Annotated in this window: 25 protein-coding genes; 11 read left to right on the top strand and 14 right to left on the bottom strand. The window is 63.0% G+C overall.

The features are described from left to right. Nucleotides 1-47: 47 nt before the first annotated feature. From ACFOKF_RS12265 to ACFOKF_RS12255, 3 genes are all read left to right on the top strand, one after another. Nucleotides 48-827 carry an enoyl-CoA hydratase-related protein gene (locus ACFOKF_RS12265; protein ID WP_380795956.1) on the top strand — a complete coding sequence of 260 codons (780 nt, stop codon included), beginning with the start codon at nt 48-50 and terminating at the stop codon, nt 825-827. 204 nt (nt 828-1031) lie between these two features. After that, on the top strand, nt 1032-3416 hold the full coding sequence (locus ACFOKF_RS12260) for a TonB-dependent receptor (RefSeq protein ID WP_380795955.1): 2385 nt from the start codon (nt 1032-1034) through the stop codon (nt 3414-3416). Beyond that, nucleotides 3416-4660 carry a dipeptidase gene (locus tag ACFOKF_RS12255; protein ID WP_380795953.1) on the top strand — a complete coding sequence of 415 codons (1245 nt, stop codon included), beginning with the start codon at nt 3416-3418 and terminating at the stop codon, nt 4658-4660. Before ACFOKF_RS12260 ends, ACFOKF_RS12255 begins: the two co-directional genes overlap by 1 nt. A gap of 113 nt (nt 4661-4773) precedes the next feature. On the opposite strand, the gene mmsB is transcribed toward ACFOKF_RS12255, so the two are convergent. The 4 genes from mmsB to ACFOKF_RS12235 form a co-directional block, all read right to left on the bottom strand. Further along, entirely contained in the window at nt 4774-5658 is an 885-nt protein-coding gene (gene mmsB / locus ACFOKF_RS12250; RefSeq protein ID WP_380795951.1) for a 3-hydroxyisobutyrate dehydrogenase, read from the bottom strand. Between the two features lie 145 nt (nt 5659-5803). Next, nucleotides 5804-6892, bottom strand: a complete 1089-nt coding sequence (locus ACFOKF_RS12245; protein ID WP_380795950.1) for an enoyl-CoA hydratase/isomerase family protein — start codon at nt 6890-6892, stop codon at nt 5804-5806. Nucleotides 6893-6972: 80 nt separating this feature from the next. Next, nucleotides 6973-8115, bottom strand: coding sequence for an acyl-CoA dehydrogenase family protein (locus tag ACFOKF_RS12240; protein ID WP_380795949.1), 1143 nt, complete (start codon nt 8113-8115; stop codon nt 6973-6975). Between the two features lie 72 nt (nt 8116-8187). Further along, nucleotides 8188-9684, bottom strand: coding sequence for a CoA-acylating methylmalonate-semialdehyde dehydrogenase (locus tag ACFOKF_RS12235; protein WP_380795947.1), 1497 nt, complete (start codon nt 9682-9684; stop codon nt 8188-8190). A gap of 108 nt (nt 9685-9792) precedes the next feature. On the opposite strand from ACFOKF_RS12235, the gene ACFOKF_RS12230 reads away from it, so the two are divergent. From ACFOKF_RS12230 to ACFOKF_RS12215, 4 genes are read left to right on the top strand one after another with little or no spacing between them, the layout of a single operon-like run. Continuing rightward, the gene (locus ACFOKF_RS12230; RefSeq protein ID WP_380795945.1) at nt 9793-10695 is read left to right on the top strand and encodes a LysR family transcriptional regulator; all 903 of its coding nucleotides are present in this window, start codon (nt 9793-9795) and stop codon (nt 10693-10695) included. Between the two features lie 38 nt (nt 10696-10733). After that, nucleotides 10734-11363 carry a class I SAM-dependent methyltransferase gene (locus ACFOKF_RS12225; protein ID WP_380795943.1) on the top strand — a complete coding sequence of 210 codons (630 nt, stop codon included), beginning with the start codon at nt 10734-10736 and terminating at the stop codon, nt 11361-11363. 60 nt (nt 11364-11423) lie between these two features. Continuing rightward, nucleotides 11424-12356, top strand: coding sequence for an ABC transporter ATP-binding protein (locus tag ACFOKF_RS12220; RefSeq protein WP_380795942.1), 933 nt, complete (start codon nt 11424-11426; stop codon nt 12354-12356). Next, entirely contained in the window at nt 12353-13123 is a 771-nt protein-coding gene (locus tag ACFOKF_RS12215) for an ABC transporter permease (protein ID WP_298401858.1), read from the top strand. Before ACFOKF_RS12220 ends, ACFOKF_RS12215 begins: the two co-directional genes overlap by 4 nt. Before the next feature lie 51 nt (nt 13124-13174). Here the strand turns inward: ACFOKF_RS12215 and ACFOKF_RS12210 are convergent, their stop codons facing one another. The 5 genes from ACFOKF_RS12210 to ACFOKF_RS12190 form a co-directional block, all read right to left on the bottom strand. After that, nucleotides 13175-13495: a hypothetical protein gene (locus tag ACFOKF_RS12210; RefSeq protein WP_380795940.1), complete on the bottom strand. Its 321-nt coding sequence runs from the start codon at nt 13493-13495 to the stop codon at nt 13175-13177. 114 nt (nt 13496-13609) lie between these two features. Further along, nucleotides 13610-14920 carry an MATE family efflux transporter gene (locus tag ACFOKF_RS12205; protein WP_380797769.1) on the bottom strand — a complete coding sequence of 437 codons (1311 nt, stop codon included), beginning with the start codon at nt 14918-14920 and terminating at the stop codon, nt 13610-13612. A 186-nt stretch (nt 14921-15106) separates the two neighbouring features. After that, entirely contained in the window at nt 15107-16036 is a 930-nt protein-coding gene (locus ACFOKF_RS12200) for a DUF808 domain-containing protein (RefSeq protein WP_380795938.1), read from the bottom strand. 104 nt (nt 16037-16140) lie between these two features. Continuing rightward, nucleotides 16141-16389, bottom strand: a complete 249-nt coding sequence (locus ACFOKF_RS12195) for a hypothetical protein (protein ID WP_380795936.1) — start codon at nt 16387-16389, stop codon at nt 16141-16143. Continuing rightward, the gene (locus ACFOKF_RS12190) at nt 16386-16715 is read right to left on the bottom strand and encodes a hypothetical protein (protein WP_380795935.1); all 330 of its coding nucleotides are present in this window, start codon (nt 16713-16715) and stop codon (nt 16386-16388) included. The genes ACFOKF_RS12195 and ACFOKF_RS12190 overlap by 4 nt, the downstream gene beginning before the upstream one ends. Before the next feature lie 117 nt (nt 16716-16832). Here ACFOKF_RS12190 and ACFOKF_RS12185 point away from each other — a divergent pair, with 117 nt between their 5' ends. The 3 genes from ACFOKF_RS12185 (at nt 16833) to ACFOKF_RS12175 (ending at nt 20291) form a co-directional block, all read left to right on the top strand. Continuing rightward, complete coding sequence (locus tag ACFOKF_RS12185) at nt 16833-17102, top strand: plasmid stabilization protein (RefSeq protein WP_380795934.1); 270 nt, start codon at nt 16833-16835, stop codon at nt 17100-17102. Between the two features lie 190 nt (nt 17103-17292). Next, nucleotides 17293-19467, top strand: a complete 2175-nt coding sequence (locus ACFOKF_RS12180; protein WP_380795932.1) for a TonB-dependent siderophore receptor — start codon at nt 17293-17295, stop codon at nt 19465-19467. A 212-nt stretch (nt 19468-19679) separates the two neighbouring features. Then, entirely contained in the window at nt 19680-20291 is a 612-nt protein-coding gene (locus tag ACFOKF_RS12175; RefSeq protein WP_380795930.1) for an outer membrane protein, read from the top strand. 265 nt (nt 20292-20556) lie between these two features. Here ACFOKF_RS12175 and rplI read toward each other — a convergent pair whose 3' ends face one another. The 3 genes from rplI to rpsF are packed head-to-tail and all read right to left on the bottom strand — an operon-like array spanning nt 20557 to nt 21818. Further along, nucleotides 20557-21153 carry a 50S ribosomal protein L9 gene (gene rplI / locus ACFOKF_RS12170; RefSeq protein ID WP_380795929.1) on the bottom strand — a complete coding sequence of 199 codons (597 nt, stop codon included), beginning with the start codon at nt 21151-21153 and terminating at the stop codon, nt 20557-20559. A gap of 13 nt (nt 21154-21166) precedes the next feature. Further along, nucleotides 21167-21391, bottom strand: coding sequence for a 30S ribosomal protein S18 (gene rpsR / locus ACFOKF_RS12165; protein ID WP_009821298.1), 225 nt, complete (start codon nt 21389-21391; stop codon nt 21167-21169). A 13-nt stretch (nt 21392-21404) separates the two neighbouring features. Next, nucleotides 21405-21818 (bottom strand): 30S ribosomal protein S6, encoded by a 414-nt coding sequence (gene rpsF, locus ACFOKF_RS12160; protein ID WP_380795927.1) that lies wholly within the window; start codon nt 21816-21818, stop codon nt 21405-21407. 253 nt (nt 21819-22071) lie between these two features. On the opposite strand from rpsF, the gene ACFOKF_RS12155 reads away from it, so the two are divergent. Continuing rightward, nucleotides 22072-23472 (top strand): GntP family permease, encoded by a 1401-nt coding sequence (locus ACFOKF_RS12155; RefSeq protein ID WP_380795925.1) that lies wholly within the window; start codon nt 22072-22074, stop codon nt 23470-23472. Nucleotides 23473-23689: 217 nt separating this feature from the next. Here ACFOKF_RS12155 and ACFOKF_RS12150 read toward each other — a convergent pair whose 3' ends face one another. Continuing rightward, a complete protein-coding gene (locus ACFOKF_RS12150) occupies nt 23690-24064 on the bottom strand; it encodes an RcnB family protein (protein ID WP_380795924.1) in 375 nt (124 codons plus the stop codon). 242 nt (nt 24065-24306) lie between these two features. Beyond that, on the bottom strand, nt 24307-24471 hold the full coding sequence (locus tag ACFOKF_RS12145; protein ID WP_380795923.1) for a hypothetical protein: 165 nt from the start codon (nt 24469-24471) through the stop codon (nt 24307-24309). Between the last annotated feature and the right edge of the window lie 46 nt (nt 24472-24517).

The raw sequence follows: 24517 nt of genomic DNA, 5'->3' as shown, positions 1-24517 counted from the left end.
TGGCCTTATCCATAAAGCGGTCGCCAAATCTGTAATGGGAGACGGCGATGACCTATGAAACGATCCTGGTCGAACAGCGCGACGCGGTGACGCTGATCACGCTCAACCGGCCGCAGGCGCTCAATGCGCTGAACAGTCAGGTGCTGGCCGACCTGAGCGCCGCCTTCGCCGCCTATGACGCCGACCCCACTCAGCGTTGCGCCGTCCTGACCGGCAGCGGGGAAAAGGCGTTCGCGGCGGGCGCCGACATCAAGGAAATGGTCGAAAAGGAAGCCGCCGACTTTTTCCTGGAGGATTTCTTTTCCGGCTGGCAGACCGGCGTCGTGGCGACCCGCAAGCCGTGGATCGCGGCCGTGCAGGGCTTTGCGCTGGGCGGCGGTTGCGAACTGGCGATGATGGCGGACTTCATCATCGCGGGCGACACGGCGAAGTTCGGCCAGCCCGAAATCAAGCTGGGCGTGGCCCCCGGCATGGGCGGGTCGCAACGCCTGACCCGCGCGGTGGGCAAGGCCAAGGCGATGGAAATGTGCCTGACCGGCCGGATGATGGATGCGGCCGAAGCGGAGCGTTCGGGGCTGGTCAGCCGCATTGTGCCGGCGGCCGATCTGCTGGAGGAAGCGCTCAAGACAGCAGCGACGATCGCCGCAATGCCGCCGATGGCCAGCATGATCAACAAGGAGATGGTCAACATCGCCTTCGAAACTGGGCTGGCGCAGGGCCTGTTGACCGAACGCCGCCTGTTCCAGATTCTGACCGCGACGCAAGACAAGAAGGAGGGCATGACCGCCTTCGTCGAAAAGCGGCCGGGCGTCTGGAAGGGGCGCTAAGCGCTTTATAATGCTTTGATTATTTCACCATGGACTGAGAAAATCTCATTGGTCCATGGTGGAGTTCCCCGGCACTCTCGTTTCACAAGAAAACGTAGAAACGATGGCGGGCGCGGTGCAGCGCCCGTCGTTAAAATTCCGGGGAGAGGTGAGGCGCGGATAGGCGCCCCCTGATTGGCTCGTTGTGAAACAGGGAGCCTCCATATGTCCGTTACTTCGTCCATCCGCCTGTCGTCGCGCGCGGCGCTGCTGATTGCCTGCGCCGCCGGTGCGCTGGGCGTCGCCCATGCGCAGGAGCCGGTGGGGGATGGGGATGAGACGATCACCGTTACCGGCCGCCGCATCTCGCAATCGGCCGAGGCGATCGGCGAAGACAAGGTAAGCAATGTCGTGGCGGTGACGCGCGAGGCGTTGCTGTCCGCGCCGTCGGGCATTTCGGGCCTGAAGATGCTGGAGCAGCTGCCCGGCTTCAACGTGCAGACCGACGGTGCGCTGGGCCTCTATGAATTTGGCAACAGCGTCCAGACCCGCGCCTTCAATCTGGACCAGATCGGCTTCGTGGTTGACGGCATCCCCACCGGCCGCAGCGATGCGTTCGGCGGCAGCCCGGTCTTCCGCTATGTCGACAATGAAAATCTGGGCGTGGTGGAAGCGGCCGTGGGCGCGGGCGATGTTGGCTTGCCCAGCTACTCCACGCTGGGTCCGGTGGTGCAGTATAACAGCATCAAGCCGCAGGAAGAGATGGGCCTGTTCGTGTCCCAGAGCTTTGGCGACTTCAACATGAAGCGCACCTTCATCCGCGCCAGCACCGGGCAGGTCGGGCCGTTCCGCGCCTATGTCAGCCGCACAAAGCTGGACACCGATCTGTGGCGTGGCGACGGCACGGTCGATCGCGAACATTGGGAAGGCATGGTCCATGCCGATCTGGGCGGCGATAGCTGGGCCCGCTTCAAGTTCGTGTCGAACAAGTTCAACGATTTCGATTCGCCGACGCTCAGCCGCAGCCAGTATCTGACCGGCGCCGACATTGGCGGGAAGAGCGGCCGGGATCGCGGCTATATCTCGGTCGTGCCCAATACCACGCCCGGCTTCGCCCCGGTCGCTGGCGGCCCCGCCTATAGCAACGCCAACTATGCCTATACCAATACGCTGGCGATCAACGTGCGCGATGACAAGCTGTATGGCGGCACCGTCCATGCCGGCATCGCCGACGGGGTCTGGGCCGAAGCGACGGCCTATTATGAGGACAAAGGCGGTTATGGCGTGTCGCCCGACACCTATGCCAACAGCCTGCTGCAATATCAGCGTCAGACGGCGGCCGGCATTGCTCTGTTCGCGCCCAAGGGCACGCAATATGGCCTGTCGACCGTGGGCGGCGACCGCTATGGCCTGACCAGCAAGCTGCATTGGGAATTGGGCGCGCACACGCTGGAAGCCGGGCTGTGGGCGGAGGTCGATACCTATAACCGCACCCAGGCGCGCTATAATACGACTGACGGATCGCCCGCCAGCGCGCCGAACCTCAATGAAACCGTCTATGTCCGCCGTGATTATCAGAGCGAACGCAACACGACGCAGGCGTTCGTGAAGGACCGGATCGCCCTGCTGGACGACAGCCTGATCTTCGACCTTGGCATCAAGGCGCTGAATATCGACTATCGTTACAGCGGCTATCGCGATTTCAACGATTATTATCGCAACGCCGGCACGACCGCCGCGCCCGTCTGGGTCGCGGGCTGGGGACCGCAGCAATTGCGCACCAGCTATAGCGACGGATTCCTGCCGATGGCGGGCGTGCTGTACAAGATCGACAACCAGACCCAGATTTTTGCGTCCTATGCCGAAAATATGGCGCTGCCCAAGGGGCTGGACGATGTCTTCTCCGTCTCGCTCAACAGCAGCGCGGCCGGCGTGCCTGCGCCCGCGCCGGAACGGTCGCAAAATTTCGAGGCGGGCATCCGCACCAATCAGGGGCAGTTCTATGCCTCGCTGGCGGGCTATTACACCAAGTTCAAGAACCGCATCCAGTCGATAGGGTCGATCCTGCCGGGCACGACCAACGTCATCGAAACCTTCTACCAGAATGTCGGCCGGGTCAGCGCCTATGGCGCGGAGTTCAGCGGCACGTTCAAGCCTTCGGCGCTCAATGGCCTGGCCTATTTCAACCTCAACGCCACCTATAATATCGCAAAGTTCAAGGACGATATTGTCACCGCCACGACCACCTATCAGACGGACGGCAAATATATTCCCGACAGCGCCAAGTGGATCGTCAATGGCGGCGTGACCATCGAACCGGCGAGCTGGCTGGTGGGCAATTTCAGCGGCAAATATACCAGCCGCCGCTGGTCGACCTTCGACAATTCGGCCGGATCGAGCGTGAAGGGCTTCACCGTGTTCAGCGCCTATGTCGACATTGGCGACGGCTTTAGCCTGGGACCGATCAAGGGGGTGAAGGCGCGGTTCAACCTCGACAATATCTTCGACAAGGATACGCTGTCCTACATCTCGCCGGCGGTGACGGGCGACGGCAATTTCCGTCCGCTCTCTCCGCGCACCTTCCAGTTCACGATCTCGGGTGAAATCTGATGCGAACAATGTTGATGATGGGGGCGGCGCCACTTTCTCTATTTGGGGTCGCGCTGCTCCCGCTGACTGCTCATGCGGAAGCGCCCGTCGTCACGAAGAAGGATTTGTCGCTGCACCAGCGGCTGATCACGCTGGACAGCCATCTCGATACGCCGGCCTCGCTCGACCTGCCGGGCTGGTCGATCGAGGAGGAGCATGGGGTTCATAGCGACTATACTCAGGTCGACCTGCCGCGGATGAAGAAGGGCGGCCTGGATGGCGGTTTCTGGGCGATCTATACCGGGCAGGGCCCACTGACGGTCGAGGGGTTCCGCAAGGCGCGCGACTTTGCGCTGCTGCGTGGCATGTCGATCCGGTCGATGGTGGCGGCGGACCCGGACAATTTCGTGCTGGCAACCAAGGCCAGCGAGGCCGCGCCGATCGCGGCGGCGGGCAAGCGCATCGTCTATATGTCGATCGAAAATGCCTATCCGCTGGGTGAGGACATTACACTCCTCAAGACTTTTTATGATATGGGCGTGCGGGTGTCGGGCTTTGCCCATTTCGCGCATAACCAGTTTGCCGACAGTTCGACCGACCCGTCGAAGAAGCCGCGCTATGGCGGCCTCAGTCCGCTGGGCAAGGAATTGCTGAAGGAAATGAACCGGCTGGGCGTGGTGCCCGACGCATCGCACAGCAGCGATCAGGTGCTGGACGATCTGCTGGCGCTGTCCACGACGCCGGTGCTGCTGACCCATTCGGGTTGCAAGGCGGTCTATGACCATCCGCGCAATATCGACGATGAACATCTCAAGGCTCTGGCGGCCAAGGGCGGGGTCATTCAGATGAACGCCTATGGCGCCTATCTGCGCGCGTCCAAGCCCAATCCCGAACGGCAGAAGGCGCTGATGGCGCTGTACGGCCAGATGCGCGAAGACGCCAAGCTATCGCCGGAAAAGCGCGCAGAACTGCTGGCCAAAAGGCAGGAGATCGACAAGCATTATCCCGACACGGACCGGCCGACCTTTGATGATTTCATGGCGCATATGCTGCATGCCCTGAAGGTCGTGGGGCCGGATCATGTCGGCATCGGCCTCGACTGGGATGGCGGCGGCGGCGTCGTTGGGCTGGAGGATGTGGTCGATCTGCCCAAGATCACCGCCGCACTGCTGAAGGCCGGCTATAGCGAGGCCGACCTTCAGAAAATCTGGTCCGGCAATGTGTTGCGCGTGCTGGCTGCGGCTGACGCGGCCAAGGGGAAATGATATTTGCCCGTCATGCCAGCGAAGGCTGGCATCTCTCTCCTCCAAATATTTTGTCATAAGGAGGGAGATCCCAGCTTTCGCTGGGATGACGGGTGAACTGGGCGGCGGGAAGGCTATTTCCCTTCCAGCATCTCGATCATCAGGGAGAAGTCGCGCGCAGCTTCGCCCTTGTTGACGAGCAACTGGTAAAGCGATTCCGCGACATTGCCCATTGGCACGGAAGCGCCGACCAGCGCGGCGGCTTCGGTCGCGAGCTTCATGTCCTTGAGCATCAGCCCCGCGGCGAAACCGCCCTGATAGCCGTTATCGGCGGGGGTTTGCGGGCCGACGCCGGGGACGGGGCAATAGCTGGTCATCGACCAGCTCTGGCCCGACGACACGCTGCTGATGTCATAGAAGGTCTGCGGATCGAGGCCCAGCTTCTTCGCCATGGCGAAGCTTTCGCAGGTGGCGACCATGGTCGCGCCCAGCAGCATATTGTTGCAGATCTTGGCCGCCTGACCATTGCCCGCGCCACCGGCATGGATCACCGCCTTGCCCATGGCGGACAGGATCGGTTTTGCGCGCGCGAAGGCCGCGTCCGCGCCGCCGACCATAAAGGTGAGCGTGCCGCCATTGGCCGCCGCAATGCCGCCCGAAACGGGGGCGTCGACCATGTCGAACCCTTTGGCGCTGGCCGCGTCGATCACGCGGCGGGCGGTCGCGACGTCGATGGTGGAGCAATCGAGGAAGAGGGCGTCGGCCTTGGCCGCGCCGAACACATCGCCCTGATAGACGCCCTCGACATGCTTGCCGGCGGGCAACATCGTCACCACCGCATCGGCCCCGGCAACGGCGTCGGCGGCGCTGGCGGCGCGGACGGCACCATGGCTTTCCGCCTTGGCCAGCGCGTCTTCCGACAGGTCGAAGGCGCGGACGGCATAGCCGTTCTTCAGCAGATTGGCGGCCATGCCGCCGCCCATATTGCCTAGGCCGATAAAGGCGATCGTGTGGGTCATCGCATCACTCTCCTGATTAACTTCGCACATTTCCTGCAAGTTTTGACATTTCGTTGCGCGGCGCTGATCCTATCGGAAAGTGGCGCACGCAGATCAGGGGAAGAACAGGGACCAGTGTAGCGCCCGGCTTTCCCATAGGACAGGATCAGCCGCCGTCCGCCAGTTGCGGCAGCGGCGTCCATTGTTTTTCCGGCGGCAGCGGGGCGAAGATCACGTCGATCGCGGCGTCGCTGACTTCTTCCAGCGTCGCCGGGGTCCAGACCGGCGCATTATCCTTGTCGAAGATCACGGCGCGCACCCCTTCGATAAAATCAGGGCGGCGGATCATGGCGCAGGCCAGGCCGAACTCCATCGCCATATTATCGGCAAAGCTCTGCTTCTTGCCGCCTTCCACCAGCTGGCGCAGCGCGACCTTGATCGTCTGGGGCGATTTGGTGGCGAGTACAGCCAGTTGTTTCGTCGCCCACGCGCCGCCATCGGTGCGCAGGGCGGCGACGATGTCTTCCGCCTTGTCGGACGCGAAGAGGCGGTCGATCGCATCGCGGTTCGCCTGCAATGTGGAGGGCGGCGGAAGCTGCGCATTTTCGTCCAGTATCTCGCCGAGGCCCAGCGGGTCGGCGAGTATCCGCGCCTTCACCGCCTCCAGATGATCGGACTGGATATAATGGGTGGCGATACCGATTGCGGCGCAATCCGCCCCGTCGATGCGCGATCCCGTCGCCGCCAGCCATGCGCCGACCCGGCCGGGCAGGCGCGACAGGAACCAGCCGCCGCCCACATCGGGAAACAGGCCGATGCCGGTTTCGGGCATCGCGAAGACCGTCCGTTCGGTCGCAACGCGGAAGCGTGCGGGGAGGGATATGCCCACGCCGCCGCCCATGACGATGCCGTCGATGAAGGCGACGATCGGCTTTTCATAGACGAACAGCAGATGGTTCATCCGATATTCGTGGGTGAAGAAGCGTTCGGCATCGACACAATCGGCCTTGGCGCTGGTGGCGATCAGCGCGATGTCGCCGCCCGCGCAGAAACCGCGCGACAATTTGGGATCGCCATCGGCGGCGGGCAGATGATCGATCATCACCGCGCGCACGGCATCGTCCTGACGCCAAGCCAGCAGCGCCGCGTTGATCGCTTCGCACATGTCGGGCGTCAACGCATGAATGGCGCGGGGCCGGTTGAGACGGATGCGGCCGACGCCGTTTTCGATTGTGGTCAGGACTTGGTCGGTCATATCAAAGGTCCGTTCGGTTCGAGCTTGTCGAGAACTGGGGGCGCTGGGTTCTCGACAAGCTCGAACCGAACGGCCTGGGTTTACTGACGCAACATGTCTCGCGCCACGATCATGCGCATCACCTGATTGGTGCCCTCCAGGATCGAATGGACGCGCAGGTCGCGCCAGAAGCGTTCGATTGGATAATCCATCAGATAGCCATAGCCGCCATGCAACTGAAGCGCGCGATCGACCACGGAAGATCCGGTGTCGGTGGCGAAGCGCTTCGCCATGGCGGCAAAACGGGTCTTGTCGGGCGCATTGTCCGTGACCTTGACGGCGGCGGCGTAGAGCAGGGTGCGGGCGGCCTCCAGTTCGGTCTGCATGTCGGCCAGCGTGAATTGCGTATTCTGAAAGTCCGCGATCGACTGGCCGAACTGCTTGCGATCCCTGGTATATTGCACCGATTCATCAATGCAGCGCTGCGCCCCGCCGAGCGAACAGGCACCGATGTTGAGCCGGCCGCCGTCCAGCCCCATCATGGCGATGCGGAAGCCGTCTCCTTCGCCGCCGACCAGATTTTCGACCGGCACGCGGACGCCGTCAAAATTGACCTGCGCCGTGGGCTGGCTGTGCCAGCCGAGCTTGCGTTCCTGCGCGCCGAAGCTGACGCCGTCCATATCCTTGTCGATGACGAGGCAGGATATGCCCCTGGGGCCATCTTCGCCGGTGCGGACCATGACGACATAGACGTCATTTTCGCCGCCGCCCGATATGAACTGCTTGGACCCGGTGACGACATAATGGTCGCCGTCGCGGACGGCGCGCGTCTTGAGACTGGCCGCATCGGAGCCTGCCCCGGCCTCCGTCAGGCAATAGCTGGCCATGCGGACCATGGGGACGAGGTCGGGAAGATATTTGTCCTTCACGGCCTGGCTGCCGAAGCGGTCGATCATCCACGCGCCCATATTGTGGATCGAGATGAAGGCGCTGGTCGACGGGCAGCCATAGGCCATCGCCTCCATGATGAGTGCGGCCTCCAGCCGGCCAAGGCCGATGCCGCCCGCTTCCTCCGACACATAGATGCCGCCAAAGCCCAGGTCGGCGGCGGCGCGAATCGTGTCGCGCGGGAAGATATGTTTTTCATCCCATTCGCCGGCATGTGGGGTGATCGCGTCAGCGGTGAAGCGGCGTGCGAGTTCCTGAATCTCGCGCTGGTCGTCGGTCAGGTCAAACTGGGTCATGCGATATTGCCTATTCCTATACCCTCGTCAGGATGACGAAGGGGAGAGAGGCCAGGCCTCTCCCCCGCATCCTCACCCCATCGTCGGGATGACGAAGGCGCTGTCGCCGGTCGCGCCGCCATCGGGCCAGCGCTGGGTGATGGTCTTGACCTTCGTCCAGAACTTCACGCCTTCCATGCCATGCTGGTTGGTGTCGCCAAAGGCGGACCGCTTCCAGCCGCCGAAGGTGTGATAGGCGACCGGCACCGGGATCGGCACGTTGATGCCGACCATGCCGACATTCACTCGCGCGGCAAATTCGCGGGCGGCATGGCCGTTGCGGGTGAAAATGGCGACGCCATTGCCATATTGATGCTGGCTGGGGAGGGCGAGCGCTTCCTCGAAGCTTTCGGCGCGCACCATCTGGAGCACGGGGCCGAAAATTTCCTCCTGATAGGAACGCATGGTCTGCTTCACATGGTCGAACAGGGTCGGGCCGACGAAGAAGCCTTCCTCATGCCCCTGCAACGTGAAGCCGCGGCCGTCGACCACCAGTTCCGCGCCTTCATCGACGCCCATCTGGATATAGCTTTCGATCTTCGCCTTGTGCGCGGCGGTGACGACCGGGCCATAATGGGCTTCGGGATCGGTGGAGACGCCAACCCGAAGGGCTTCGATCGCGGGGATCAGCTTTTCGCGCAGGGCAATGGCCGTCTTCTCGCCCACCGGGGTCACGACGGGGAGCGCCATGCAGCGCTCACCCGCCGACCCGAAGGCGGCGCCGGAGAGGTCATTCACCACCTGGTCGAGATCGGCGTCGGGCATGACGATGCCGTGATTCTTGGCCCCGCCCATGGCCTGCACGCGCTTGCCGTTGTCGACGCCGCGCTTGTAGACATAATGGGCGATGTCGGACGATCCGACGAAGCTGATCGCGCCGATGTCCGGATGGTCGAGGATCGCGTCGACCATTTCCTTGTCGCCCTGCACTACCTGAAGAATGCCGTCGGGCAGGCCGGCTTCGCTGAACAGTTCAGCAAGGCGCACGGGCACCGAGGGGTCACGCTCCGACGGCTTCATGATGAAGGCGTTGCCGGTCGCGATGGCGACGCCCGACATCCACAGCGGGATCATGCCGGGGAAGTTGAACGGCGTGATGCCCGCGCCGATGCCGATCGGCTGGCGGAAGCTGTAAACGTCGATGCCCGGACCCGCGCCCTGCGTATATTCGCCCTTGAGCACATGGGGGATGCCGCAGCAAAATTCGATGACTTCCAGACCGCGCTGAATGTCGCCCTTGGCGTCGGCGATCACCTTGCCATGTTCGGAACTGAGCAGATGCGCCAGTTCGTCCATATTCTTTTCTACCAGCGCCTTGAAATTGAACATGACGCGGGCGCGGCGCTGTGGATTGACGGCGGCCCAAGCGGGTTGCGCCTTCTTCGCGGCCTCGACCGCCTTGTCCAGCAGAGCCGCGTCGCCCAGTTCGACGCGGGCCTGCACACCGCCATTATTGGGATCGAAAACATCGCTGTAGCGCGCCGATGCGGCGGTATGGGCGAAGGCGAGCTTGTGCGTAATGTCACGCATGGGGACTATCCTCTCCTGTGGTCGCGAGCCTTGTAGCCATGTTGCGATATTGCAAGCAACAACGGACTACTGCATGAAGTTGCTGCAATTTTGCAGTATTGGGGTGACATGTTCGATTGGGACGACCTGCGGGTGTTTCTGGCGGTGGCGCGCGCGCGCAAGGTGGCGCCGGCTGCGCGCGCGCTGGGCATTGACGCGACGACCATCGCGCGGCGGCTGGCGCGGCTGGAAAAGGCGCTGGAGGCGGACCTGTTCGAAGTGGGCGCCGGCGAGCGATCGCTGACGTCGCGCGGACAGATGCTGCTCGTCCATGCGGAGGCGGCTGAGAGCGCGACGCTGGCGGCGTTCGAACAGATGAGCGGGCAGGAGCGCAAGCTGGCCGGGCAGGTGCGACTGTCGGTGGCGGAAGGGTTCGGCACCTGGGTGCTGGCGCCGGGCATGGGCGATTTCAACCGCAGGCATCCCGGCATCCGGCTGGACCTCATCACCGCATCGGGCTTTCTCAATCCGTCCAAGCGGGAGGCGGACATGGCGGTGATGTTGGCGCGGCCGCAGCGCGGGCGGCTGACGGTGCGGCGGCTGGGCGATTACCGGCTGCATCTTTATGCCTCGCCGGCCTATCTGGAGCGGGTGGGGCGACCGGGGAAACCCGCCGACCTGCGCGATTGCACGCTGATCGGCTATGTCCCCGAATTCATCTTTTCTCCCGAACTCGATTATCTGGACGAGGTGGAGGCGGGGCTGGAGGCCAATTTACGATCGACCAGCATCATCATGCAGCAGCGCATGATTGCGGAAGGGGCGGGGATCGGCGTGCTGCCCGATTTTATCGGCCGGCGCGATCCGGCGCTGATGCCGCTGATGGCCGATCGGGTGGAGATCACGCGCAGCTTCTGGCTGGTGATGCAGGATGATATGCGGCGGCTGGCGCGCATCGCCGCCGTGGCCGATTGGCTACAGGAACGCATTGATACGTTAAAGCCAATCGACGCGGCCCGTTCCGCCCGCTAAGGGAGTCGGGATGGATAGAGAGCGGTCGCATTTCGCCCATGCAGCATAAGCCCAAGCGCAGCCGGGCCGTGGCCTTGCCGAACGGCGAGTTTCGCGCGCGCGCGACCGAATATCTGGATTTTCTGGCGGCCTGGGTGAAGAAGCCCCGGCAGACCGCATCGGTCGTGCCGTCGAGCCGCTATCTGGCGCGGCTGATGGTGGGGCAGATCGATCCGCAGGATGGCCGGGTGCTGGAACTGGGCGGGGGCACGGGCGTGTTCACCCGCGCGATCCTGGAAACCGGCCTGCCGCCCGAAAAGCTGGAGGTGGTGGAGATCAACCCCGCCTTTGCGCGCGGGCTGCGTCGCCATTTTCCCCATGTGTCGGTGCTGGAAACCCCGGCGCAGATCGTATCGACCGCCACCGCCGGCGAACCGGGCGATTATCAGACGGTGGTCAGCGGCTTGCCATTGCTGGCGATGGACCGGACCATGCATGTCGACATATTGACTGAGGCGTTCCGCATGTTGAAGCCCGGCGGCAGCTTCGTGCAGTTCACTTATTCGATGCGGCCGCCGGTCAATCGCGAGATATTGGACGCGCTGGACCTGGATGTCGTGCGCGCGGGCCAGACGGTGCGCAACTTCCCCCCCGCCACCGTCTTCCGGTTTTTTCGCCGCGGCGAATAGGTTGCGCTTGGCAATCTGCCCCCTATCTTCGCGGCAGTGCGAAAAGGGGCAGAGCCATCCATGGCATCCATCATTGAGATTAAGGGCCTGACGAAAGTCTATGCGTCGGGCTTTCAGGCGCTCAAGGGCGTCGACCTGACGATCGAGGAAGGTGAAATCTTTGCGCTGCTGGGGCCGAACGGTGCCGGCAAGACGACGATGATCTCCATCATCTGCGGCATCGCGCGGGCCAGCGGCGGCAGCGTGACCGTGGCGGGGCATGATATTGTCCGCGACTATCGCGGCGCGCGCACGGCGATCGGGCTGGTGCCGCAGGAATTGTCGACCGACCAGTTCGAACGGGTGATCGACACGGTGACGCTGAGCCGCGGTATCTTCGGCAAGCCGCGCGATGACGCCTATGTCGAGAAGATTTTGCGCGACCTGTCGCTGTGGGACAAGCGCAACAGCAAGATACTGGAACTGTCGGGCGGCATGAAGCGCCGCGTGATGATCGCCAAGGCGCTGAGCCATGAACCGCGCGTGCTGTTTCTGGACGAGCCGACCGCCGGCGTCGACGTGGAACTGCGCCGGGATATGTGGAAATTGATCGGCGAATTGCGCCAGACCGGCGTCACCATCATCCTGACCACCCATTATATCGAGGAAGCCGAGGAAATGGCCGACCGGGTGGGGGTGATCAACCGGGGCGAACTGATGCTGGTCGAGGAAAAGACCGCGCTGATGAAGAAGCTGGGCAAGAAGACGCTGAGCGTGGTGCTGACCGATCCGATCGCAACGGTGCCGGCGGAACTGGCGGACTGGAAGGTCGCGCTGGGCGCGGACGGCCATGAAATCGAATATGAGTTCGATACGAAGGCGGAACGGACCGGCGTGTCGTCGCTGCTGCGCAAGCTGGGCGACCTGGGCATCGGATATAAGGATCTCAACACAAAGCAGAGCAGTCTGGAGGATATTTTCGTGAGCCTGGTCCATCAGGAGAAGGCCGCATGAGCCTCCAGAATTTTCGCGCGATCGCGTCCATCTACAAATTCGAACTGCACCGTTTCCGCCGGACCTGGCTGACCGGGCTGCTGGTGCCGGTCATCACCACGACGCTCTATTTCGTGGTGTTCGGCGGCGCGATCGGATCGCGCATGACGCAGGTGGACGGCATTCCCTATGCCGCCTTCATCGTGCCGGGCCTGATCATGATGTCGATGCTGACCGAGAGCATCTTCAACGCCAGTTTCGGCATCTACATGCCCAAATTCACCGGCACCATCTATGAACTTTTGTCCGCGCCCATATCCGCGACGGAAACGGTGATCGCTTATGTCGGGGCGGCGGCGACCAAATCGCTGATCGTGGGCACGATCATCTTTCTGACCGCCCATCTGTTTGTGGACATTCATGTTGCCCATCCGTTTGCGATGGCGGGCTTCATGCTGCTGATCGCGATCAGTTTCTGCCTGTTCGGCTTCATCCTGGGCATCTGGGCGCAGGGATTCGAACAGTTGCAGGTGATCCCGCTGCTGGTGGTGACGCCGCTGACCTTTCTGGGGGGAGCCTTCTATTCGGTGCACATGCTGGCCGATCCGTGGCGCACGATGACGTTGTTCAACCCGATCGTCTATTTGATCTCCGGGTTCCGCTGGACCTTCTTTGGCCGGGGGGACGTGGGGATCGAATATAGCCTGTTGTTCGTGGCGGCGATGCTGGCGGTGTGCCTGACTATCATCGGCTGGATGTTCCGCACCGGATACAGGCTGAAGAAATGAAAAGGGCGGCCCATAGCCGCCCGGTCGCTCCGTCAGTCAGGCGTCGCCTTTTCAGGCGGCCTGGCTTTCGGGCGTGACGGCGAACAGGGTGACGCCCTTATATTTGTCGTCGCCGTCATTATAGAGGCCGTACATCGCCTCGAACGTCTCATCGAGCACCTGAATGTCGGACAGGCCGGCCAGTTTGAACGTGCCAAGCTTCAGCTCGCGCGGGGGCGTGCCGTTGCGGTCCGTGGTCACGGCGTCGATATACATCTCGTCGTGGCGCGTGTAGAGGATGTGCGGCGCGAGGGTGACGACCATCTTGTTATAGGTCACCTTCAGGCACTTCTGGAGCGCGATCGCTTCAAAAATCTCGGTCGGGGCTTGCATGATCGGCTTTCCCTTACCGATTTTGGCGATTCTTTCAATTGCTTTGTGCGTTGCACCATCACTGTCTGACGCAATCGGAGGCGCGGATGCGACGGGCCGTTGAATGCCGGCGCGTCAGCCGGGCATCAGGCCCAGACGTTCGCGCAGGCTCCAGCGGATGATGAGCAGCAATGCCACCGCGCCCAAGCCGCTGGCCAGACCCAGCCAGATGCCGACGCCTTCCATATGCAGCGGGAAGGCGAGCAGCGTGCCAACGCCAATGCCGACCACCCAATAGCCGACCAGCGCGAAGATCATCGGCACCTTCGTATCCTGCACCCCGCGCAGCACGCCTGCGCCGACCGCCTGCGCGGCGTCGACCAGCTGGAACAGCGCGGCGACGGCGAGGAAGCTGACGGCAAGGCTGGCGGTGCGGGCATTGGCCGGGTTCGACAGGTCGAGGAAGGCGGAAACCAATGTACGCGGCATCAGGATCAGCAGCGCGCCGGAACAGACGGCAAAGCCGGTGCCGACCAGCAGCGCCAGCCAGCCCGCGCGGCTGACGCCGGCACGATCATGGCGGCCATAGGCGATGCCCACGCGCACGGTTGCGGCCTGACCTATGCCCATCGGCACCATGAAGGCGAGCGCCGCGATCTGGATCGCGACGGCATGGGCGGCCAGCGAATCCCGGTTGATCAGCCCCATCAGGAAGGCGGACGCATTGAACACCGATGTTTCGAAACCCAGCGTGATCGCGATCGGCAGGCCCAGCGCCCAGACCTGCCGGTGCCGTTCGCGATCGTGGGTCCAGAAGCGGCCCATCAGGCGATAGCGACGGAAGCGCCGGTCGATCAGGATGACCGACAACAGGCCCAGAAACAGGAAGCAGGAGGACAGGGTGCTGGCGAGGCCGGCGCCGAACAGCCCCAGTTCCGGCAAGCCCAGATGCCCGAAGATCAGCGCCCAGCCGGCCAGCACGTTGAAGGGAATGGCCATCAGCATGATGACGAGGCCCCAGATCGGCCGTTCCAGCGCGGCGATGAAGTTGCGCAGCGTGGTGAAGCAAAGAAAGGGCAGCAGCGCCCATTGCAGGCCGCGCATCAACTGGCCCGCTTCATGGGCGAGATCCGCCTGTTGCCCCATGGCGAGCAGGATCGCCTCGCACTCCCATAATATCGCCCAGGCCGGCAGCACGAAGAAGAGGGCGGCGCGCAGCGTCTGTTGCACGGTGCGGCGCACGTCGCGCACGCTATGGCGGCGGCGGCCCCGTTCGCTGGCGATCAGCGGCGCGGCGGCCGTGACCAGCCCCATGCCGAACAGCAGCAGCGCATGGAACAGGTTGATGGCCAGCGCGCCCGCCGCCACGCTTTCCGCACCCCGGCGGCCGAGCAGCAGCAGATCTGTCGCGGCGATCGCCGACCAGGCGATGTTGCCCGCGATCATCGGCAGGGCGAGCGCGATCAGCGCGCTTGCCTCGATGCGCCAGGGGGAGGGATGGGTCACGACGTACGGTCCGAATATGCGTCCGTTCGCCCTGAGCCTGTCGAAGGGCCGTTCTTTCCAAAGGAAGGGCGGGGCTTCGACAGGCTCAGCCTGAACGGAAGGAGATGAACGGCCCTATTAGAAGCCTCAGTGCTTTTTGAACAGATGCAGCACGCCGACGATGATGCCGCCGACCACCAGCCCGACGAGCGCGCCGCCGATGGCGTTGACCAGCCAGTCGAGAAAAGCGCCGATCGCCGGTACGGCATGGGCTGCGCTTTCTGCGAGATGGTGGATCAGGCCGGGAATCGGCTCGATATGAAATTCGTGCAGTCCATGAACGATCAGCCCGCCACCGACCCACAGCATGGCGGCGGTGCCGACCACCGCGAGGATCGACATCAGCACCGGCATCGCCTTCACCAGCGCGCGCCCCAGCGACTGGGCGCCGGCGCCGTCCTTCTTGGCGAGGTGCAGGCCGATGTCATCCATCTTCACGATCAGGCCGACGACGCCATAGACGCCCGCGGTGATCAGGATGGCGACGACCACCAGGATGATGGCCTGTTCCCACACCGGTTCAGTCGCGACCGTGCCTAACGAGATCGCCATGATCTCGCCCGACAGGATGAAGTCGGTGCGGATGGCGCTCGACACCTTCTGATTTTCCAGTTCGGCCGAGCTATGCGCCTTGACCGCTTCTTCGGCCGGGTCATGGCCGCCCTGAATGGCTTCCAGCAGCTTTTCGACGGCTTCAAAACACAGGAAGGCGCCGCCCAGCATCAGGAGAGGGGGCAGCAGCCAGGGCGCAAAGGCGCTCATCAGCAGCGCGGCCGGCAGCAGGAAAAGCAGCTTGTTGCGCAGCGATCCCTTGGCGATTTTCCAGATGATCGGCAATTCGCGATCGGGGGTCAGGCCCATCACATATTTGGGCGTGACGGCTGCATCGTCGATCACCACGCCAGCCGCCTTCGTGCCGGCCTTACCGGCGGCGGCGGCGACATCGTCCAGCGACGTCGCCGCCAGCTTGGCGATGCCGGCCACATCGTCGAGCAGCGCGATCAAACCCGAAGGCATAGTTTTCATTCCCCTGTTGCGGCCGGCGACGCCGACCCTGCGACCGCCTCATAAAGAGCGCGCATCGGGGGGGCAATGGATTGAACGGAACGGAAAAATCGGGATCAGTAATTGCCGGGCGGATCGCTGGCCGGAAAACTTTCGTCAGACTGTTCGTCCACCTTGTCCCAGTTGCGGGCGGATATGCCCTGTTGCGGGCCGGCGTCGCGAATATAGCCGCTAAAGCCTGCGGCCTCCATTTCGTCCATGTCGACGATGCCGGCGTCCTTGTCGTCGCCCATCCATTCGCGCCAGCCCTTGAACGCGATCGCGCCAAGGCCCGTGACGATGGCCAGTTTCACCAGCCCTTTCATGATGGCTTCTCCTCTCCATGATGCAGATGGACCCAATCGGCCCGGTCATGGCCGACGGCCTGCGGCGTCAGGCGGATTTCGCCTTCCTCGTCCGCGCCATCATTCGATACGTCTTCCGAACTATGGGGCAGAGTCCATCGCTCGCGCAGCGCCGCGTCGATCATCAGCCCCCAATGGGTTGCATCTCCGGCCGCGCGCATAGCGCTGTCCGGCTCCTTGATCAGGGCGAGAATGCTGGCGGCGTTCGCGACATGATCGGGCCATCGATCCGGGGTCGACGCGGCGAGATGACGGGCGAGGCGCTCTAGCAGGGAACGGTCTTCCATATCGGTCCAACGCGTTCCGGCGGGCGCTGTTCCGCTGCATCGTGACGATAGCGCATCGATATGAACGCCCGGCGCGATGGCGAGTTGAGCCAGAGGTTGCACAGCAGGAGACGGGCGATGCCGCAGGGTGACAAGCGCCGCTATACCGACAAGCAGAAGCGCAAGGCCGCACATATCAAGGAAGGCTATGAAGCGCGGGGCGTTCCCGAAAAGGAGGCGCAGGCCCGCGCCTGGGCGACGGTGAACAAGGATTCGGGCGGCGGCAATCTGTCTGGATCGGGGCGGGGACAGCCAGAAAGCCATGCGGCGGAGCGGCGCAAGCGTGCGGCGCGCTCCGCCGCGGCGCGCAAGGGGTGGGACACGCGCCGGAAGCAGACCGGGGACTGAGGGGCTGTTGCGCAAATGCGACGCTGTCGCAAAATGTCGCCCGGATATGGGATGCGCATAAAACTACTATTGCGAAACATTATTATTAAGGATAACGGCCTTCGCGACCGGGACCGTAGCGCCTGGCCGGGCTGATCCTATCCCGGCCATGGATGACGCGGCCCGTGGAAATTCCATCGGGGGCCTTATAATGATCCGCAAATTTTCCTTCCTCCTGAGCGCGTCGGCAGCAGCCTTCGTCGCCATGCCCGCCGCCGCGCAGACGCCGGCCGAAGCTGGACCCAAGGAGGACGAGATCGTCGTCACCGGCACCTATACGCTGCCCAACAAGATCGACACGGCGACGGGCCTGGGCCTGACCGTGCAGGAAACGCCGCAGTCGGTCAGCATCATGACCGCGCAGCGCATCCTCGACCAGAATCTCATCAGCGTGAAGGATGTGATCGTCAACAGCGTGGGCGTGTCCGCCAACGAAGTCGATGACGTTCGCAACAATTTCTACGCGCGCGGCTTTGAAATCCGCAACACGCAGGTCGACGGCGTTCCGGCGGCCTGGACGCTGGCGGGCGGCAATGGCGAAACCAGCATCGACGTGTCCATCTATGAGCGCGTGGAAATCGTGCGCGGCGCGACCGGCCTGCTGTCGGGCGCGGGCGATCCGTCCGCTTCGGTCAATCTGGTGCGCAAGCATGCCGACGCCACGGAGTTGACCGGCTACGCCAATGCCAGCATCGGCAGCTGGAACACCTGGCGCCTGTCTGGCGACATTGCCGGCGCGCTGACCAGCGATGGCCGCATCCGCGCCCGTCTCGTCGGGCGCTATGAGGAAGGCGAAAGCTATATCGACATCCAGAAGAAGAAGAAGTGGGTGGTCTATGGCGTGGTTGACGCCGACCTGACCGACAGCACTCTGGTGCGCGTGGGCATGAGCCATCAGGACACCAAGCCCAAGGGCGCGACTTGGGGTGCGCTGCCGACCTTCTACACCGATGGCACGACCACCGATCTGGCCCGGTCGCAGAGCACGGCGGCCGACTGGACCTACTGGAACACCACCAACCAGAATATCTTCGCCACCGTGCGCCAGGAATTTGGCGACAAATGGAACCTGACGGTCAATTATAACCGCCTGAAGAACACCGGCGATACGCAGTTGCTGTATCTGTACGGTAATGTCGACAAGGCGACCGGCACCATCGAAAGCAGTAACCCCTATAAGTCGAAGGGCGACAGCGTTCAGAATAGCATCGACGCGCAGTTGAAGGGTTCGGTCAATCTGTTCGGCCGCGATCATGAGGTGGTGCTGGGCGCGCTGCATAGCGTGCTGAAGCGCCACACCGACAATTATGTCGCGCCCTACACCGAAAATAATCCGGCATGGGGGCCCGGCCTCAACAGCTGGCAGACCAATGTGCCGGTCATCGGTGCGGGCGGCGCGGACTTTGACGAGCCGACCTGGGGCACCACCGCCGTCCGCAACGAACAGGAGCGGATCGAGCAGACCGGCTATTATGGCGCGTTCCGCCTGAATGTGGCCGATCCGTTCAAGGTCATTCTGGGCGGCCGCATTTCCAGTTGGAACCAGAAGGGCTTCGCCTGGAGCGGGCCGAGCGACTATGGCGACGACAATGTGTTCATCCCCTATGTGGGCGCGCTCTATGACGTGACGCCCAACCATCGCGTCTATGCCAGCTACACCAAGATCTTCCAGCCGCAGAACCTGTATGACCGCAATCTCAATTTGCTCGATCCGCTGGACGGCAACGCCTATGAAATCGGTCTGAAGAGCAGCTTCTTCGGCGACGCGCTGCAAACCTCCATCGCGCTGTTCCGCATCGAACAGGATAATGTCGGTCAGATTGGCGACGTCATCGTCACCCCCAATGGCCCGCAGCAGACCTATGTTGCGGCCGAAGGCGTGACCAGCAAGGGCTTCGAACTGGAAGCGACCGGCCAGCCGCTGCCGGGCTGGAACGTCAACGCCAGCTATAGCCAGTTCAAGGCTGAAGATGCCGACGGCGTGGCCGCCAACACCAATCAGCCGCGCAAGCTGTTGAAGATCTTCACCACCTATGACCTGTCGGGCGCGCTGGCCGGCCTGACCGTGGGCGGCGGCATCAATTATCGCAGCAAGGCCTATTCGGAAGGGCTGAACCCCGTCACGGCCGCGCCTTTCCGCTTCCAGCAGGACGGCTATACGCTGGTCAGCCTGATGGCGCGCTATGCCGTGACCGAGCAGTTGCAGTTGCAGGCGAATGTCGAAAATCTGTTCGACAAGAAATATTATAGCCAGATGGGCTTTTTCAGCCAGTATCGCTACGGCGCGCCGCGCAACTTCACGATCAGCGCCAACTATAAATTCTGATCGGATCGCAAAGACAGAAAGAGGAGCGTCCTTCCAACGGGGAGGGCGCTCCTTTTTTCATCTGCGCGGCACGATCGGAGGCTGAATGGCAATATTCCGTGTTTTCAAGCAGCTGATGTCAGCCTTTGTCATGATTTTTTAGCGCTTCCTTTACTCCTGGCCGGCATGTCGGTCCCGCCCATCAGGGGGCATATGATTTTCAGGGGGCTATCGTGATCCGCTATCTTCTTCCCGTTCTTGGCGCAGCGAGCGTGGCGATTGCGCCGGCACAGGCGCAGGAGGCCGGCGCGTTCGGCGGTTTCAAGCTGGGCGTGGTTGCGGGCTATGACAAGGCGACGCTGGAATATGCCGATCTGGACACCAACGAAGATGGCGTCCTCTATGGCGTGAGCGCCGGCTATGACATGGATCTGGGTAGCGCGGTGATCGGGCTGGAACTGGAGGCGAGCGACAGCGCGACCAAATGGCGCGTCACCGACGCGGACTTTGGCGACAGCATCGCACTGGCGCTGGGCCGCGACCTGTATGTCGGCGCGCGCATCGGCATTCCGGTGACGAGCAACCTGTTGATCTACGCCAAGGGCGGCTACACCAACGCCCGCGCGAAGCTGAGCTATGATGATGGCGAAGGACTGGTGATCAGCGACAGCGATACGCTGGACGGCTGGCGACTGGGCGGCGGCGTGGAACTGACCAACGCCAATCATTTCGCACGGGTCGAATATCGGTACAGCGACTATGGCAATTACAAGGATGGCGGCGTCGACACCGGCCTGTCCCTGTCGCGTCAGCAGGTGTCGGTAACGGGTGGTTTCCGCTTCTGACGCGCGGATGCATAGGTGATGAAAGGGCCGGGGGAGCGATCCTCCGGCCTTTTTCGTGGCTGGGATGCGGGGGTGTGGCCTTCGTCCGCCGGCGGCCAGAAATGGACGTCGGGCGGTCATTTTGGCCTGCCCCATAGCCTTCGCTGGGATGACGCTATTTCGCGCGTCCCGCCTGAAAGCAGCTAGTCCGCCATCCACCCAATCCAGCCCAACAAAAAAGCCGCCCGTTGCGGGGCGGCTTTCTCGTTTGATCCTGTCAGAAGGCTCAGGCTTCTTCAGCCGTCTCTTCTTCGGCTTCCACGGCGATTTCGCCGGGTTCCGCGTTGGGATCATAATCTTCGGTGAAGCCGGATTCGTCCTTTTCGAACAGGTCAGCCATCACGTCCACGCCCTGCGACTGGAGTTCGGCTTCTTCCGGCGAACGGGCGACGTTGACGGTGATCGTCACGGCGACTTCGGGGTGCAGCGCAACCTTGACGTCGAATACGCCCAGGGTCTTGATCGGGCGTTCCAGCACGACCATCGCCTTGGTGACGTTGGTGACGCCATCGGCGTGCAGCGCTTCCACCACGTCACGGACGGCAACCGAACCGTACAGGTGGCCGGCGTTCGACGACTGGCGGATCAGGACGATCTGCTTGCCGTTGACGCCTTCGGCAGCCTTTTCGGCGTCCGAACGGCGCGCCGCGTTGTCGGCTTCGATCTTCGCGCGGTTGGCTTCGAAGACCTTCTTGTTGGCGGCGTTCGAACGAAGCGCCTTCTTGTTGGGCAGCAGGAAGTTACGGGCATAGCCGTCCTTCACGGTGACGACGTCGCCGATCGCGCCCAGCTTTTCGATGCGTTCGAGGAGAATGATTTCCATGGGGCTTTCTCCCTTACTTCACGATGTAGGGCAGCAGGCCCAGGTGACGGGCGCGCTTGATGGCCGAAGCCAGTTCACGCTGCTTCTTGGCCGAAACAGCCGTGATGCGGCTGGGAACGATCTTGCCGCGTTCGGACACGAAGCCCTGAAGCAGACGAACGTCCTTATAATCGATCTTCGGCGCATCCTTGGCGGCGAAGGGGCAGCTCTTGCGGCGGCGGAAAAACGGGCGTGCCATTTGTCAGATCTCCTTATTCAGCAGCCGGAGCGTCTTCACGCTCACGACGCGGGCCACGATCACCGCGGTCGCCACGGGGGCCGCGATCACCACGCTCGGCGCGTTCCTGCTTGCGCATCATCACCGACGGGCCGGTTTCCAGCTCGTCAACCTTGACGGTCATGTAGCGGATGATGTCTTCGTTGATCTGGGTCTGACGCTCCAGTTCCGCGACGACGCCGGCGGGGGCGTCGATGTTCAGCATCACATAGTGCGCCTTGCGGTTCTTGGCGATCTTGTACGCGAGCGAACGCAGGCCCCAGGTTTCCACCTTGGTCACCTTGCCAGCATTTTCCTCGACGATCTTGGTGGCGGTTTCCGCCAGTGCGTCTACCTGCGCCTGTGCCAGATCCTGGCGCGCAAGGAAGACGTGCTCGTAAAGAGCCATGTCATGCCTCATCTGTTGGCCGATCGCTGACGCGCACCCCATGTGCAGCGCCCCTCCGGCTGTCGTCTCATGCTTCGCGGCGACCCCGAGTCACCCCGGAACCGATGCGAAGGCGCGCCTATGGCGGAAAAGCGGGGGAAAGGCAAGGGCGCATCCATGCGGCGCACAGCCGCGACGATGCCGGGTGGCGCCCGCTTGCCCAATGCCGGTTTTTCTCCATAAATGACAGGCAGAAAAGATCGTAGGAGAGTGCATGGCCGTCGCAATCGCCGCCCTGTCGCTGATATTGCTGATGATCGCCGCCTATCGCGGCATGAGCGTCATTCTGATGGCGCCGCTGCTGGCGATGCTGGCCGTGCTGCTGACAGATCCGGCAGCCGTGCCGGCCGCTTTTTCCGGCCTGTTCATGGAAAAGGTGGCGAGTTTCCTGAAACTCTATTTTCCCGTGTTCCTGCTGGGCGCGCTGTTTGGCAAGCTGGTGGAGATTTCCGGCTTTTCCCGCGCGATCGTGACGGCGGTGATCGGGGTGGTCGGCGCCAGCCGCGCCATCCCTGCGATCATGATCGTCACCGCGCTGCTCACTTATGGCGGGGTGTCGGTGTTCGTGGCGGTGTTCGCCGTCTATCCCTTTGCGGCGGAGATGTTCCGCCGCGCCGACATCCCCAAAAGGCTGGTGCCCGCGACGATCGGTCTGGGCGCGATCACCTTCACCATGGATGCGTTGCCCGGCACGCCGCAGATCCAGAATATCATTCCCACCAGCTTCTTTGGCACGACCACATGGGCCGCGCCGGTGCTGGGGACGATCGGGTCGGTCTGCATCGCGGCGACGGGGCTGACCTATCTGGCCTGGCGGCGACGGGTGCTGATGGCGGCGGGGGAGGGCTATGGCGCGCCCGAAACATTGGTGAACAAGCCGGAGCAGCATGGCGAGGAAGCGCGCATAGCGCCGTTGATTGCGCTGTTGCCGCTGCTGGTGGTGGGGCTGGGCAATTTGCTGCTGACGCTGGCCATTCCGCATTGGGTGCCAGCGCAGGAGTTGATGCTGGCGCTGCCGGGGATGGCGGAGCCGGTTGCGGTGAAGGTGGCGCAAATGTCCGCGCTCTGGGCGGTGGAGGGCGCCTTGCTGCTGGGGATCGCCACGATCCTGATCTTCGCCTTCCGTACCGTGGCGCAGCGTTTTGCCGAAGGATCGAAGGCGGCGGTCGGCGGTGCTTTGCTCGCGGGGATGAACACGGCGGTCGAATATGGCTTTGGCGCGGTGATCGCGGCGCTGCCGGGCTTTCTGGTGGTGAAGGAAGCGCTGCGCGCCATTCCCAATCCGCTGCTGAATGAAGCGATCACCGTCACGTCGCTGGCCGGCATTACGGGATCGGCGTCGGGCGGCCTGTCGATCGCGCTGGCGGCGATGGCGGACCAGTTCATGGCGGCGGGCGATGCGGCGGGCATTCCGCGCGAAGTGCTGCACCGGGTCGCCTCCATGGCGTCGGGCGGCATGGACAGCCTGCCGCATAATGGCGCGGTCATCACATTGCTGGCGGTGACGGGCCTGACCCATCGGCAGGCGTACAAGGATATATTCGCGCTGACGCTGATCAAGACGCTGACCGTCTTTTTGGTGATTGCTGTCTATTATCTAACCGGATTGGTATGACGCTTTTTGAAAAATGCGCGGAAGATCGCATTTTTGCTGCCGTACCGGCCCACACCCCCGCCCGACCACCCAGACATGGTATCCTGATGGGCGGTCGGGCGGGGGTGTGGGCCGGTACGGTGCGGATGTGCGTGAGCACATCTACAAAAAAACGCTCCGGGGGGAGAGAAACCCCGGAGCGTCTGCGACCCGTCGGCTGCTGGCCGGCTGGGAAAATTTAGCGGATCGCGCTGCCGACGACGGCGCCGATGATGCCGCTGGTGATGGCGATCAGGACCGCGTCATTGCCCGAACGGACCCAGTGATAGCCACGCGGCGGGGCAGACAGGCGATAATCGCGATAATTGTTCACCACGCGGTAATTGGTGGCGTAGCGGCGATCGAAGCGCTGGCCCTTGGCCCAGCGGCGGCCAGTGTCCTTGCGCACCACGGTCTGTTTCTTCACGACGGTGCGGCCGTTCGCCTTGTGCTTAACGGTGGTGCGGCTGACTTCGTGGCGTTCCTGATGGGGGGCGGCCTGCGCCTGCGCGGTTACGATCGGGCTGGCGATCAGCGTCGTGGCGGTCAGGGCCATGATGATCTTCTTGAACATGTCTTGCTCCTTTACCTGTGTATCGGGCGCCGTTCCGTGGCGTCGAAGACAGAGATAGAAGCCGCTTGTCGCGTGAATGTGTCGCAGGCGGACGAAAAATGTCGGAAATTGTAACAAAGGGCGATTTAAGCTGAACATATGTTCAGAAATGACGGATTTTCAATAAGTTGCAGATTTCCTGACACGAAAAGCCCCGCAGCGGCGGCTGCGGGGCGTGGGATTATAGAGGGGGGAGGGGCGTGTCAGTTCAGCGGCGTCGCCGTCACCACCATGCGCGCCAGCAGGATGGGTTTGTCCTTGCCCTCGACGATCGGCGCGGGATGCTGCACGGGCGCAGCGGCCAGCGCGGACAGGCTGGCGCCCAGGACCAGCGCGCTGCTGGCGAGGCTGAGGGCGATGGTCTTCATGGGGGTGCTCCTTGCGCGCGCCGGGGTGGCGGTATGGAAGGAGCAT

Source organism: Sphingobium rhizovicinum, from assembly GCF_042647625.1.
Classification (GTDB): Bacteria; Pseudomonadota; Alphaproteobacteria; order Sphingomonadales; family Sphingomonadaceae; genus Sphingobium; species Sphingobium rhizovicinum.
The sequence above is the reverse complement of the archived record's forward strand: the minus strand, read 5'-3'. Positions and strand labels throughout refer to the sequence as shown.

Bases quoted from the DNA above. Each gene is read 5' to 3' on its own strand.
- ACFOKF_RS12265 (WP_380795956.1), top strand. From the start codon at position 48: ATGACCTATGAAACGATCCTGGTCGAACAGCGCGACGCGGTGACGCTG.
- ACFOKF_RS12260 (WP_380795955.1), top strand. From the start codon at position 1,032: ATGTCCGTTACTTCGTCCATCCGCCTGTCGTCGCGCGCGGCGCTGCTG.
- ACFOKF_RS12255 (WP_380795953.1), top strand. From the start codon at position 3,416: ATGCGAACAATGTTGATGATGGGGGCGGCGCCACTTTCTCTATTTGGG.
- mmsB (WP_380795951.1), bottom strand. From the start codon at position 5,658: ATGACCCACACGATCGCCTTTATCGGCCTAGGCAATATGGGCGGCGGC.
- ACFOKF_RS12245 (WP_380795950.1), bottom strand. From the start codon at position 6,892: ATGACCGACCAAGTCCTGACCACAATCGAAAACGGCGTCGGCCGCATC.
- ACFOKF_RS12240 (WP_380795949.1), bottom strand. From the start codon at position 8,115: ATGACCCAGTTTGACCTGACCGACGACCAGCGCGAGATTCAGGAACTC.
- ACFOKF_RS12235 (WP_380795947.1), bottom strand. From the start codon at position 9,684: ATGCGTGACATTACGCACAAGCTCGCCTTCGCCCATACCGCCGCATCG.
- ACFOKF_RS12230 (WP_380795945.1), top strand. From the start codon at position 9,793: ATGTTCGATTGGGACGACCTGCGGGTGTTTCTGGCGGTGGCGCGCGCG.
- ACFOKF_RS12225 (WP_380795943.1), top strand. From the start codon at position 10,734: ATGCAGCATAAGCCCAAGCGCAGCCGGGCCGTGGCCTTGCCGAACGGC.
- ACFOKF_RS12220 (WP_380795942.1), top strand. From the start codon at position 11,424: ATGGCATCCATCATTGAGATTAAGGGCCTGACGAAAGTCTATGCGTCG.
- ACFOKF_RS12215 (WP_298401858.1), top strand. From the start codon at position 12,353: ATGAGCCTCCAGAATTTTCGCGCGATCGCGTCCATCTACAAATTCGAA.
- ACFOKF_RS12210 (WP_380795940.1), bottom strand. From the start codon at position 13,495: ATGCAAGCCCCGACCGAGATTTTTGAAGCGATCGCGCTCCAGAAGTGC.
- ACFOKF_RS12205 (WP_380797769.1), bottom strand. From the start codon at position 14,920: ATGATCGCGGGCAACATCGCCTGGTCGGCGATCGCCGCGACAGATCTG.
- ACFOKF_RS12200 (WP_380795938.1), bottom strand. From the start codon at position 16,036: ATGCCTTCGGGTTTGATCGCGCTGCTCGACGATGTGGCCGGCATCGCC.
- ACFOKF_RS12195 (WP_380795936.1), bottom strand. From the start codon at position 16,389: ATGAAAGGGCTGGTGAAACTGGCCATCGTCACGGGCCTTGGCGCGATC.
- ACFOKF_RS12190 (WP_380795935.1), bottom strand. From the start codon at position 16,715: ATGGAAGACCGTTCCCTGCTAGAGCGCCTCGCCCGTCATCTCGCCGCG.
- ACFOKF_RS12185 (WP_380795934.1), top strand. From the start codon at position 16,833: ATGCCGCAGGGTGACAAGCGCCGCTATACCGACAAGCAGAAGCGCAAG.
- ACFOKF_RS12180 (WP_380795932.1), top strand. From the start codon at position 17,293: ATGATCCGCAAATTTTCCTTCCTCCTGAGCGCGTCGGCAGCAGCCTTC.
- rplI (WP_380795929.1), bottom strand. From the start codon at position 21,153: ATGGAAATCATTCTCCTCGAACGCATCGAAAAGCTGGGCGCGATCGGC.
- rpsR (WP_009821298.1), bottom strand. From the start codon at position 21,391: ATGGCACGCCCGTTTTTCCGCCGCCGCAAGAGCTGCCCCTTCGCCGCC.
- rpsF (WP_380795927.1), bottom strand. From the start codon at position 21,818: ATGGCTCTTTACGAGCACGTCTTCCTTGCGCGCCAGGATCTGGCACAG.
- ACFOKF_RS12155 (WP_380795925.1), top strand. From the start codon at position 22,072: ATGGCCGTCGCAATCGCCGCCCTGTCGCTGATATTGCTGATGATCGCC.
- ACFOKF_RS12150 (WP_380795924.1), bottom strand. From the start codon at position 24,064: ATGTTCAAGAAGATCATCATGGCCCTGACCGCCACGACGCTGATCGCC.
- ACFOKF_RS12145 (WP_380795923.1), bottom strand. From the start codon at position 24,471: ATGAAGACCATCGCCCTCAGCCTCGCCAGCAGCGCGCTGGTCCTGGGC.